Below are 12,094 nucleotides of genomic sequence, written 5' to 3' on the forward strand. Positions count from 1 at the left end.
ACTCTCGGCGCGCTTCCGGGCCCTGGGGTCAGCGGGAAAGCGAGCTATACACACAACAAACAACCGCCTTCGCGCGGTGAAGATCAGCTGTTGCTTAGGAGTGGGCTTCCATGACCGAAAACTTCTGGAAGGACAAGTATCCCGTTGGGGTTGCTGCCGAAATCAATCCCGACCAGTACCCGAACATCCTTGCGGTACTGAAAGAGTCCTGCCAACGCTTCGCCGACAAGCCTGCTTTCAGCAACCTGGGCAAGACGCTCACCTACGGCGAGATGTACAAACTCTCCGGGGACTTCGCTGCCTACCTGCAAAATCACACCGATCTCAAGCCCGGCGACCGCATCGCCGTGCAACTGCCCAACGTGTTGCAATACCCCGTCGTGGTCTTCGGTGCCATTCGCGCCGGCCTGGTGGTGGTCAACACCAACCCGCTGTATACAGCGCGGGAAATGGAGCACCAGTTCAACGACTCCGGCGCCAAGGCGCTGATCTGCCTGGCCAATATGGCCCACCTGGCCGAGCAGGTCGTACCCAAGACCGGCGTCAAGACCGTGATCGTCACCGAAGTTGGCGACATGCTGCCGACCTTCAAGCGTCTGCTGGTCAACTTCGTGATCAAGCACGTGAAGAAGATGGTGCCGGCCTACAACCTGCCGCAGGCCGTCAAGCTCAACGACGCCCTGGCCAAGGGCCGCGGCCAGAGCTTCAGCGAAGCCAACCCGAGCAACGCCGATATCGCCGTGCTGCAGTACACCGGTGGCACCACCGGCGTGGCCAAGGGCGCGATGCTTACCCATCGCAACCTCGTGGCCAACATGCTGCAGGTCAAGGAGCTGATGGGCGCCAACCTCAATGAAGGTTGCGAGGTGCTGATCGCGCCGCTGCCGCTCTATCACATCTACGCCTTCACCTTTCACTGCATGGCGATGATGCTGATCGGCGGCCACAACATTCTGCTGACCAACCCGCGCGACCTGCCGTCGGTGATCAAGGACCTGGCTAAGTACCGCTTCACCGGCTTCGTCGGCCTCAATACCCTGTTCGTTGCCCTGTGCAACAACGAGGACTTCCGCAAGCTGGACTTCTCCAGCCTGAAACTCACCGTCTCCGGCGGCATGGCCCTGCAGCTGGCCACGGCCGAGCGTTGGAAGGAAGTCACCGGTTGCGCCATCTGCGAAGGCTTCGGCATGACCGAGACCAGCCCGGTGGCCACGGTCAACCCGTTCAGCGCCATCCAGCTCGGCACCATCGGCATTCCGGTGCCATCGACCCTGTGCCGCATCATCAATGACGACGGCCAGGAGCTGGCCATCGGCGAAATCGGCGAGCTGTGCGTGAAAGGCCCGCAGGTGATGAAGGGCTACTGGCAGCGACAGGAAGCCACTGATGAAATCCTCGACGCCGAAGGCTGGCTGAAGACCGGCGATATCGGCCTGATCCAGGAAGATGGCTACCTGCGCATCGTCGACCGCAAGAAGGACATGATTCTGGTGTCCGGCTTCAACGTCTACCCGAACGAACTGGAAGATGTGCTGGCAACTCTGCCGGGCGTACTGCAGTGCGCCGCCATCGGTGTGCCGGACGAGAAATCCGGCGAGGCGATCAAGGTGTTCGTGGTGGTCAAACCGGGCGAGAGCGTGACCAAGGAGCAGGTGATGGAGCACATGCGCGCCAACCTCACTGGCTACAAGGTGCCCAAGGCCGTCGAGTTCCGCGACATGCTGCCGACCACCAACGTTGGCAAGATCCTGCGCCGCGAGCTGCGCGACGAAGAGCTGAAGAAGCTGGGCAAGAAGTGATTCGGCCCTGCTGATGAAAACGCCACCTTCGGGTGGCGTTTTTCATTGCGTCACCTGCCTGTGGGGTGCGCCGAGTGGCCCGGCGGACTGTTCGCTTCGCTCCTGAGTCCGCCCTACGCGCTGGACCGTAGGGCCTACTCGGCTTTGGCTGCCTGCGTCGCTCTACCTCCTGCATCCATGCAGTCGTCGCGGAGCGTTACGCCGCCAGAGGTTCGCTGGAGCGTCGTGGTGCGTGGCGTGGCATGGTCCGGCGGACTGTTCGCTTCGCTCCTGAGTCCGCCCTACGCGCTATGGCCTTCAGCGATGTAGGGCGTACTCGGCTTTGGCTTCCTGCGTCGCTCTACCTCCTGCATCCATGCAGTCGTCGCGAAGCAGTACGCCGTTAAAGGTTGAGGTATTTAGGCAACCTGTCGTCTAGACTCTTGCTCACCAAGACCGTCAAGGACGACGTCTCATGCCCAACTACCGCCGCGTCTGGTGTCCGGGTGGCACCTACTTCTTCACGCACGCCCTGCGTGTTCGCCATGGTAACGATCTGCTTGTCCGCAATATCGGCGTCTTGCGCGAGGCCGTGCGTATCGTCCGGCGCAGCCACCCGTTCCAGATTCATGGCTGGGTGGTATTGCCCGACCATCTCCACTGCCTGATCGAGCTTCCGCAGGGCGAGGCTGATTTCGCACTGCGCTGGCGCCTGATCAAGATGATCTTTTCCCGTGATGTGCCGGCTGAGGAATGGCGCTCGAAGATTCTGCTGCGCCGCCGTGAGCGTGGCATCTGGCAACGTCGTTACTGGGAGCACCTGATTTGTGACGATGAGGATTTCTGCCGCCATCTCGATTACATCCACATCAACCCGCTCAAGCATGGCTTGGTGCAGCGGGTAAGTGACTGGCCCTATTCCACTTTTCACCGAGACGTTGAGAGTGGACGCTATCCCCTGGACTGGGCGGGAGGCCCGGAGACGGAGGAAGGGCTTTATGACGATTGATGCGTGCGAGGGCGCTGATCGGCGGACTATTCGCTCCGCTACGAGCGGTCGGCGTCCCGATCCGCCCTACACGCTGGCGCTTCATGCTTGTGCCTCCTTCGCGCCACGCCAGGCCACCAGCAGCACGCCGCCGACGATGCACAGCGCCGCCAGCAGCATCGACAGGCTGCCCTGTTCGCCGAGCAGGCCGATGGCGATGGCCGCGCCAGTGATCGCCGCGACCGAACCGATCTGGCTGAGAAAAACCGTGCCGGCCAGGTTCTGCAGGACGAAGAACAGCGCATAAACGGCCGCGAACAGCAGCATTTGCAAGACCAGCAGGCCCACGGCCGCAGTACCTTGCAAACGCGGTGCGAGATCGACGCCGAACAGGCCCAGCGGCACCAGCAGCAGAGCGCCGCCGAGCAGCATGCCGGGTGCCAGGGACAGCGGGCTGGCGCCCTGCGGCCAGTAGCGGGCGCGGTAGATGTTGCCGAGCGCCAGAAACACCGGCACGCAGAGCGCCGCCAGTACCCACAGCAGGGGGCTGTCACCGGCGTTGAGCTTGCCCAGTGCCAATAGCAGGCTGCCAGCCAGACCGATGCAGATGCCCAGCAGACGAATGCGGCTCAGTCCCTCCATGCGCAAAGCCAGGGCCAGCAGATAGGTGATCAAAGGCGGGAAGGCCAGGCACATCGAGGCGAACCCGGCGCCGACATGGCCGATGGAGCTGAACAGCAAACCATTCGGCACCGCGATGCTGAGCAGCCCCGAGGCCAGGTAGTAACCCAGCAACCCTGGGCTGATGCCGGGGCGCTCGCCGCGTATCCAGGTGAACAGCAACAGCAGCAAGCCGCCGCCCAACAGGCTCCAGAGCAGGTAGGCCATGGCCGGCCAGCCAACGTTGCCGGCCAGTTTCACCAGAATGCTGGTCAGTCCCATCAGAGCGCCGATGGTCAGTAATAGTGACAAGGCGAGAACAGGGCGAAATTGGGAGCCGGGCATGCAGCTGTCTCCTGAGGATGGATGCGTTACGATGCAAACATTCTTTTTAAAAAGTATCTTGATATCAAGATAAATCGAGGGCGATATGCAAGACCGCGCACAATTGGCTGCCGAGCAATGGCTTCGACAGCGCCCGGATCTGGATGGTTTTTCCATGGCGGTGATTGGCCGTCTGGCTGAGCTGAACCAGGTGATCAGCCGCGATCACCTGCTGCCGTTCTTCGCCGAACATGGGCTGCAGGCCGGTGAGTTCGACTTGCTCGCTACTCTGCGTCGCTCGGGTGAGCCCTACGCGTTGATGCCGACAGCGTTGTACGAGAGCGCGATGATTTCCTCGGGCGGCATGACCAGTCGTATCGACCGCCTGGAAAAGGCCGGGCTGATCGAACGGCGCAAACACCCCAGTGACCGCCGTGGTGTGCTGGTGGCGTTGACGCCGGCTGGGTTCGAACTGATCGACGGCATGCTCGAAGGCCATGTGGCCAACCTGCAGCGCGTGCTTTCAGGATTGACCGCTGACGAGCAGCGCACGTTGCATGAATTGCATGGCAAGTTGTTGGCGGGGTTGGTTGAGCGCGAGGGAGTACGCTGAATGAGCTATCAGATGCGGATCTATATGTACCCCGACGTTGAGTCGGTTCGAGGGGAAAACACCCTGGCGCTCTGGGAGGCTGGGTGGCCGCGGTGGGTCGATGAACTGGCCGAAGCCGGGAAGCTCACGCAGACCCGCTCTGACAACTTCCCCAGCCTGTACAGGGGCTCGGCCAGCGACATACTGCCGAGGCTGCCGGCAAACCGAAGAATGTCCCCGGCGCTTTACTTCACGCCCGAAGTGCTTCAAGAGCGGATTGATGCATGTCCGCCCGATGCTGAGCTAGGCATCGAAATCTGGGATCAGTGTTGACCCCGCCGCTGCTCACATCCGGAGATGTTCCACCAGAAAATCCACGAACACCCGCACCCGCGCCGGCATTGCCGGGCCGCCGATGAATACCGCATGAATCGGCTCCCGGTCGTCGGGGTTGAAGGCTTGCAGCAGCGGCACCAGATCACCGCGCTGCAGGTCTTCGGCCACGCTGAATTCGCCGATGCGCGCGATGCCGGCGCCGACCCGGGCAAATTGCGCCAGCGCTTCGCCGCTGCTGCATTCGATATTGCCGCAGACCTTGAGCGAGAACGCCTGGCCATCGCGGGTAAAGGGCCAGTTGGGTTCTGCGCGGCGGAAATTAAAGCGCAGGCAGTTGTGCTGCAGCAGGTCTTCCGGCTGCTGCGGCGTGCCATGGCGTTGCAGGTAATCGGGGGAGGCCACCACCACCTGGCCGGTTTCGCCGACCTTGCGGGCGGTCAACGGGCTGTCCGGCAGATGGCCGAAGCGCACGGCCACATCAGCCTGGCCACCGAGAATGTCGACCACCTCGTCGCCCAGACTGAGGTCGACGGTGATGTTCGGGTAACGCGCGCTGAACGCGGCCACCAGCGGCACGATGGTCATTCGGCCATGGCCGAGCGCGGCACTGACGCGCAAGCGACCCCGTGGCACGCCCTGGTCGGCGATGGCTTCTTCGACCTCCGCCATATCGGCGAGGATGCGCCGGGCGCCACGCAGATACGCCTCGCCCTCGGCAGTAAAGGTGATTGCGCGGGTGGTGCGCAGCAGCAGGCGGGTGCCGAGGCGTTGCTCGGTGCGCGCGATGATGCGGCTGACCGCCGAAGGTGTCAGCCCCAGTGCGCGTGCCGCGGCTGACAGGCTGCCTTCCTCCGCCACGGTGGCGAACACCACCATGTCACCTGACCTGCCGCCTATATCCATTTGTGCTCCGTAAGCAAAGGTGTTTGCCAGAAAAGCCATCTACCGCCGGTAAAGGCTGGATCGTAGCATTCGCGGCATAGATGAGGAGCCTTTCCATGCGTATCAATCCACCCCTTGTTGCACTCTCCATCGGTGCCTTCGGTATCGGCGTTACCGAGTTCGCCCCCATGGGCATGTTGCCGGGTATCGCCAGCGATCTCGGCGTTTCCATTCCTGCTGCCGGCCTGCTGGTCAGCGCCTATGCGCTGGGCGTGCTGCTCGGCGCACCACTGATGACCCTGACCACCGGCAAGATTCCCCGGCGCTACCTGCTGATCGGGCTGATGGCCATCTTCACCTTGGGCAACCTGATGTCGGCCCTGGCGACCGACTACTACAGCCTGTTGATTGCGCGGGTGGTGACCTCGCTGAACCACGGCGCCTTCTTCGGCGTCGGCTCCATCGTCGCCGCCAGCGTGGTGGCGCCAGACAAGCGCGCAGGGGCGGTGGCGGCCATGTTCATGGGCCTGACATTGGCGACCATCGGCGGCGTGCCGCTGGCGGCCTGGTTCGGTGAAGTGTTTGGCTGGCGCACGGCGTTCTGGGGCATTACCGGCCTGGGGGTATTGGCCATGCTCGCGCTGTGGTTCGCCTTGCCCAACGTGCCGCTGCCGAAAAGCGATGGGGTACTGGCGGAAATTCGCGTGCTGGGCCGGGGCCCGGTGCTGGCGGCGCTGGCGCTGACCGTGATTGGTTCCAGCGCGATGTTCACCGTGTTCACCTATATCGCGCCGATCCTCAGCAGCGAGACCCAGGCGTCCACCGCCTTCATCACCGCCATGCTGGTGCTGTACGGCATCGGCCTGACGCTGGGCAATGTGTGGGGTGGCAAGGCGGCAGATCGCTCCGTCGACCGCACCCTGATCGTCTCGCTGAGTGCGCTGATCCTGGTCTTGCTGGCCTTCACCGTATTGATGCGCTGGCCGTTGCCAGCCGCCGTGGCCATCCTGATCTGGGGCATCGCCAGCTTCGCCATCGTGCCGCCGCTGCAGATGCGCGTGATGGAAGCCGCCAAGGAAGCGCCCAACCTGGCTTCGGCGGTGAATATCGGCGCCTTCAACCTCGGTAACGCGATTGGCGCAGCGCTGGGTGGCGCGGTGATCAACGCGGGGTTGGGCTATCCGGCGATCTCGCTGGCCGGTGCAGCGATGGCCGGGCTGGGGCTGCTGATGGTGCTGGGGTTTGCCTGGCGCTCTAAAGGTGTTGCTGCGACGGCGATATGCCGGTGACATGCCTTTATTGATGGGGCGGCTGACCAATGATGTAGGGCGTACTCGCGAAGCAGTACGCCTTTTGTTCTAGCTGGTGGGCTGTTCGCTATCGCTACGAGCGGTCGGCGTTCCGATCCACCCTACGCGCGCTCTCCCGGCAGCGGGCAGGGCTCGAATCTGCGACAATCGCGCCTTTGCCCTGATTGCCTCGATCCAGATGACTGACCTCGCCACGCTGCAGAAGAACCTCGACCACGTCATGATCGCCGAGCGCCATCGCTTGCGCCGGCAGTTGCATGAGCTGCAGAAGCACCCTGACGAGGCCAAGCTGGCGCAGTGGCTGGAGCGTTTTCAGGCCTCCAGCGACAAGGTGGCGGCGCGGCGCAGTAGCATCCCTGCGATGCGTTACGACGATGCGCTGCCGATTGCCGCCAAGCGCGACGAGATCAAGGCCGCGCTGGAAAAGAGCCAGGTGGTGGTGATCGCCGGTGAGACCGGTTCGGGCAAGACCACGCAGTTGCCGAAGATCTGTCTGGAGATCGGCCGGGGTGTGCATGGGCTGATCGGCCATACCCAGCCACGCCGGCTGGCGGCGCGCAGTGTGGCGACTCGGGTAGCGGAAGAGATCGGCACGCCGCTGGGCGAGCTGGTCGGATATCAGGTGCGCTTCGAGGATCAGAGCAAGGACGGCACGCTGATCAAGCTAATGACCGACGGCATTCTGCTCGCCGAAACCCAGCACGACCGCTTTCTGGAAAAGTACGACACCCTCATCGTCGACGAGGCGCACGAACGTTCGCTGAACATCGACTTCCTGCTCGGCTACCTGAAGACCCTGCTGCCGCGTCGCCCGGATCTCAAGCTGATCATCACTTCGGCGACCATCGATCTGGAGCGGTTCAGCAAGCATTTCAACGATGCGCCGATCATCGAGGTGTCCGGACGTACCTACCCGGTGGAAACCTGGTACCGCCCGCTGGCGGCCGAGGTGGACGAGGAAGGCGAGCGTCTGCTCGACGACCTGTCCATCGACCAGGGCATCCTCGCCGCGCTGGACGAGATCGCCGAGCACGAACGCAGTGTGGGCAAGCGACCCGGCGACGTGCTGGTGTTCCTGCCCGGTGAGCGCGAGATTCGCGAGGCGGCCGAGGTGCTGCGCAAGGCCAACCTGCGCCATACCGAGGTGCTGCCGCTGTATGCACGGCTGACGCCGGCCGAGCAGCAGAAAATTTTCGCGCCCATGGCCGGGCGCAAGATCGTGCTGGCCACCAACGTTGCCGAAACCTCGCTGACCGTGCCGGGCATCCGCTATGTGATCGACAGCGGCACCGCGCGCATCAGCCGCTATAGCTACCGCGCCAAGGTGCAGCGCCTGCCCATCGAGCCGGTGTCGCAGGCCAGCGCCAACCAGCGCAAGGGCCGTTGCGGGCGGGTCGAGCCGGGCATCTGCATTCGTCTGTACAGCGAGGAAGATTTTCTCGGTCGCCCTGAATTCACCGACCCGGAGATTCTGCGTACCAACCTGGCGGCGGTGATCCTGCAGATGCTGCACCTGCGCCTGGGCAGCATCGAGGACTTCCCCTTTATCGAGCCGCCAGACGGCAAGGCCATCAGCGACGGCTTCAACCTGTTGCAGGAGCTGTCGGCGGTCAACCGCGAAAGCCAGCTCACGCCCATCGGCCGGCAACTGGCGCGCCTGCCCATCGACCCGCGCCTGGGGCGTATGGTGCTGGAGGGCGCCAAGCAGGGCAGCCTGGAGGAAATCCTGATCGTCGCTGCCGCGCTGTCGGTGCAGGACCCGCGCGAGCGGCCGATGGATCGCCAGCAGGCCGCCGACCAGGCGCACGCGCAGTGGAAGGATGTGGACTCGGACTTCGCCGCGCTGATCAACCTGTGGCGCGGCTTCGAGGAAAAACGCCAGGAGCTGGGCAGCAACCCGCTGCGCACCTGGTGCAAGAAGAACTTCCTTAACTACATGCGCCTGCGCGAATGGCGCGATGCGCACCGGCAACTGGTGCTGATCGCCCGTGATCTGCAATTGATGGGCAAAGGCAGCCAGAACCGCTCGGAGGCGCAGGGCGAGCAAGCGGCGAACACGCCGCAGCCGACCAAGGACACCCGCGTCAACGCCATTGCCCGGCAGCAGGCCGAGGCTAGCGAGGCAGCGGTGCGGGCGAAGAATTACGCCGCCGTGCACAAGGCGATTCTTGCCGGCCTGCTCAGCCAGATCGGCCAGAAGACCGAGGAGGGCGACTACCTCGGCGCGCGCCAGCGGCGTTTCTGGATTCATCCGTCGAGCGTGATCGGGCGCAAGAAGCCCAACTGGATCATGGCCGCCGAGCTGGTGGAAACCACCAAGCTGTTCGCGCGTATGGTGGCGAAGATCGAGCCGGACTGGATCGAGCCTTTGGCCGCGCATCTGGTGAAGAAGAACCACCTGGAGCCGCACTGGGAGAAGAAGCGCGGCCAGGTGGTGGCGTACGAGCAGGTCACCCTGTACGGCATGATCATCGTCGGCCGCCGCCCGGTGCATTACGGCCCCATCGACCCGCCTGTGGCGCGCGAGATGTTCATTCGCGAGGGCCTGGTGCGCGGTGATATCAACAGCCGCGTGCGCTGCCTGACCGCCAACCGCCAGTTGCTCGAACGCCTTGACGAGCTGGAGGCCAAGTCGCGCCGCCGCGATATTCTCGCCGACGAGGAAACCCTGTTCGCCTACTACGACGCGCGCGTCCCGCAGGACATCTACCAGGCCGCGAGTTTCGAGAGCTGGTACAAGAAGGGCAGCGCCGCCGACCCGCAGCTGCTGATCATGCGCGAGGAGGACGCCCTGGCCCGCGATGCCAAGGAAGTCACCGCCGCGCAGTACCCGGACACCTTGAGCATCGGCGAGCTGCAACTGCCATTGAGCTATCACTTCGAGCCAAACCACCCGCGTGACGGCGTGACCCTGCGTGTGCCGGCGCCGCTGTTGCCGCAACTGCCGCCCGAACGCCTGGAATGGTTGGTGCCGGGGCTGCTGGAGGCCAAGTGCATCGCCCTGGTGCGCGGCCTGCCCAAGGCGCTGCGCAAGAACTTCGTGCCGGTGCCGGACTTCGTCGGCGCGGCGCTGGGCAAGCTGGTGTTCGGCCAGGGTTCGTTGCCGCAGGCACTCGGCCAGGAGCTCTTGCGCATGACCGGCGCGCGGGTATCCGACGAGGCCTGGGCGGAAGCGGCTGAAAGCCTGGAAAACCACCTGAAGATGAATATCGAGGTGGTGGATGCGCGCGGCAAGTTCCTCGGTGAAGGCCGCGACCTGGCCGAGCTGACCGCACGTTTCGCCGAGGCCAGCCAGGCCGCGTTGGCCATCCCGCAGCAGAGCGACAAGCCGAAAGCGGTGGAGGCCAAGGCCTTCGCCGAAGTGGCCGAGAAGGCGCAGCAGAAGATCGCCGGGCTTTCCATGACGGTCTACCCGGCCTTGGTGGAGGAGGCTGGCGTGGTCAAGGAAGGGCGCTTCCCGACCCAGGCCGAGGCCGACTTCCAGCACCGCCGTGCATTGCAGCGTTTGCTGTTGCAGCAACTGGCCGAGCAGGCCAAGTTCCTCCGTGGCAAGCTGCCGGGGCTGACCGAGTTGGGCCTGCTGTATCGCGATATCGGCCGTGTCGAGGCGTTGGTCGAGGACATTCTGCTGGCCAGCCTGGATGCCTGCATCCTTGAGGGCGAAGCCACGCTGCCACGCGACGGCGCGGCACTGGCGCAACTGGCCGAGCGCAAGCGTGGTGACTGGACGGCGCATGTCGAACGCATCGCCCGTCAGGTGTTGGAAATCCTCAAGCTCAACCATGGCTTGCAGAAGCGCTTCAAGGGCAAGATCGACCTGGCCCAGGCCATGGCGCTCAACGACATCAAGCAGCAGTTGGCCAATCTGGTCTATGCCGGCTTCGTGCGCGAGACGCCGGGCGAGTGGCTCAAGGAGATCCCGCGCTATCTCAAGGCCATCGAGCAGCGCCTGGACAAGGTGGGCGCTCAGGTGCAGCGCGACCGCGTGTGGACGGGCGAGCTCACAGGCTACTGGGAACAGTACAAGGCGCGCACTGGCAAACATGCCCAGGAAGGCAAGCGCGACCCGCAGCTCACGCTGTATCGCTGGATGCTGGAGGAATACCGCGTGTCGCTGTTCGCTCAGCAACTGGGCACGAAGATGGCGGTGTCGGACAAGCGCCTGAGCAAGCAGTGGACGCTGGTTGAAGGTTGATGATCGGCGCTCGCCCCGGTGCAGGGGCGAGCCAACCACTGATAAATGCGGAAACCGAGAAAGATGAGCGCAAGTGAAGATAATTCCGGGCTGGGGCGCCGTGGCTGCCTGGGCCTGTTTCTGGCCGGCCTGGCCTTTGTCGTACTGATTTTCGCCGGGCTGATTTACATCATGACTCGCCCGCAGGATGGCGAGATCGAGGCGGGTGAACGCGCGGCCATCGAAGCCTGCTGGAAGAGCGCGCAGGCCACCGAGCGCAGCTTCACCGAGGAAAGTTGCCAGGAGATGGAGAAGCAGTTCCTGCGCAAGTTCGGCCATCAGCCATGAACCTGCTGCAACGCCTGAGCTTCAAGCATCTGGTGGTGGGCTTCTGCGTGCTGGCGCTGGGGAGCGTGGTGCTGATCTGGTGGCTTAGCGGCGCGGCGTATTTGCGGCCCTATGCCGAGCAGACGGTGATCTTCGGTCAGGGCGAGTTGAAGCTGCCGCCTGAGCTGGCTGGCCCTGGCCCCATTCGTGTGGTGCACTTCTGGGACCCAGATTGCCCCTGCAACGGGGAAACCGACGCGCACCTGCGCTACCTGATCGGCCTGCATCGCAATGCCGATGTCGAGTTCTACAGCGTGCAGAAGCGTGGCAGCACAGGCGAGATAGCGCCGTTTCTGCGGGGGCGGATGAAGCCTCTGCCGGGTATCGAGGGCATGGAGTCGCTGCCGGCCAGCCCGGCTCTGGCGATCTGGGATCGCGACGGCAACCTGGCCTATGCCGGCCCTTACAGCGAAGGGCTGGTGTGCAACTCCAGCAACAGCTTCGTCGAGCCGGTACTCGATGCGCTGACCCAGGGGCGCCATGTGTCGCTGGCCAGTGGGTTGGCGGTGGGGTGTTATTGCGCTTGGAAGTAGTGGCGTAGGCAGAAGCTATGTAACCGCTCCATAAACCCCGTCCTAGCGGACGGTTTTTTTCAGGAAGCAGAGGCAGAAGCTGGCGAGCAGTTCCACGGCAGCAGCGCTTCGTAATCCTCGACGCTACTGG

At 63.8% G+C, this 12,094-nt stretch carries 10 protein-coding genes; 8 read left to right on the top strand and 2 right to left on the bottom strand.

Annotated elements, in window-relative coordinates:
* Positions 1–110 precede the first annotated feature (110 nt).
* Both fadD1 and ACNFCJ_RS20730 read left to right on the top strand, forming a co-directional pair.
* Positions 111–1,799 carry a long-chain-fatty-acid--CoA ligase FadD1 gene (gene fadD1, locus ACNFCJ_RS20725; RefSeq protein WP_416773350.1) on the top strand — a complete coding sequence of 563 codons (1,689 nt, stop codon included), beginning with the start codon at positions 111–113 and terminating at the stop codon, positions 1,797–1,799.
* Between the two features lie 454 nt (positions 1,800–2,253).
* Positions 2,254–2,787 (top strand): REP-associated tyrosine transposase, encoded by a 534-nt coding sequence (locus tag ACNFCJ_RS20730; protein ID WP_416773352.1) that lies wholly within the window; start codon positions 2,254–2,256, stop codon positions 2,785–2,787.
* Between the two features lie 81 nt (positions 2,788–2,868).
* Here ACNFCJ_RS20730 and ACNFCJ_RS20735 read toward each other — a convergent pair whose 3' ends face one another.
* Positions 2,869–3,771 (bottom strand): EamA family transporter, encoded by a 903-nt coding sequence (locus ACNFCJ_RS20735; RefSeq protein WP_416773353.1) that lies wholly within the window; start codon positions 3,769–3,771, stop codon positions 2,869–2,871.
* A gap of 85 nt (positions 3,772–3,856) precedes the next feature.
* On the opposite strand from ACNFCJ_RS20735, the gene ACNFCJ_RS20740 reads away from it, so the two are divergent.
* Together ACNFCJ_RS20740 and ACNFCJ_RS20745 are read left to right on the top strand one after the other, a co-directional pair.
* Positions 3,857–4,363: a MarR family winged helix-turn-helix transcriptional regulator gene (locus tag ACNFCJ_RS20740; protein ID WP_416773355.1), complete on the top strand. Its 507-nt coding sequence runs from the start codon at positions 3,857–3,859 to the stop codon at positions 4,361–4,363.
* The gene (locus ACNFCJ_RS20745) at positions 4,364–4,675 is read left to right on the top strand and encodes a hypothetical protein (protein WP_143506700.1); all 312 of its coding nucleotides are present in this window, start codon (positions 4,364–4,366) and stop codon (positions 4,673–4,675) included.
* A gap of 12 nt (positions 4,676–4,687) precedes the next feature.
* On the opposite strand, the gene ACNFCJ_RS20750 is transcribed toward ACNFCJ_RS20745, so the two are convergent.
* Positions 4,688–5,581, bottom strand: a complete 894-nt coding sequence (locus ACNFCJ_RS20750; protein WP_416773356.1) for a LysR family transcriptional regulator — start codon at positions 5,579–5,581, stop codon at positions 4,688–4,690.
* Positions 5,582–5,676: 95 nt separating this feature from the next.
* Between ACNFCJ_RS20750 and ACNFCJ_RS20755 the strand changes: the two genes are divergently transcribed.
* The 4 genes from ACNFCJ_RS20755 to ACNFCJ_RS20770 all read left to right on the top strand — a co-directional run bounded on the left by ACNFCJ_RS20755 (position 5,677) and on the right by ACNFCJ_RS20770 (position 11,964).
* Positions 5,677–6,849 carry an MFS transporter gene (locus ACNFCJ_RS20755; RefSeq protein ID WP_416773358.1) on the top strand — a complete coding sequence of 391 codons (1,173 nt, stop codon included), beginning with the start codon at positions 5,677–5,679 and terminating at the stop codon, positions 6,847–6,849.
* Positions 6,850–7,048: 199 nt separating this feature from the next.
* On the top strand, positions 7,049–11,065 hold the full coding sequence (gene hrpA, locus ACNFCJ_RS20760; RefSeq protein ID WP_416773359.1) for an ATP-dependent RNA helicase HrpA: 4,017 nt from the start codon (positions 7,049–7,051) through the stop codon (positions 11,063–11,065).
* A gap of 63 nt (positions 11,066–11,128) precedes the next feature.
* Positions 11,129–11,392: a hypothetical protein gene (locus tag ACNFCJ_RS20765; RefSeq protein ID WP_416773361.1), complete on the top strand. Its 264-nt coding sequence runs from the start codon at positions 11,129–11,131 to the stop codon at positions 11,390–11,392.
* Complete coding sequence (locus ACNFCJ_RS20770; RefSeq protein ID WP_416773362.1) at positions 11,389–11,964, top strand: DUF6436 domain-containing protein; 576 nt, start codon at positions 11,389–11,391, stop codon at positions 11,962–11,964. The genes ACNFCJ_RS20765 and ACNFCJ_RS20770 overlap by 4 nt, the downstream gene beginning before the upstream one ends.
* Positions 11,965–12,094: the final 130 nt, after the last annotated feature.

This window comes from Pseudomonas sp. NY15364 (assembly GCF_048068235.1).
Classification (GTDB): Bacteria; Pseudomonadota; Gammaproteobacteria; order Pseudomonadales; family Pseudomonadaceae; genus Aquipseudomonas; species Aquipseudomonas mendocina_D.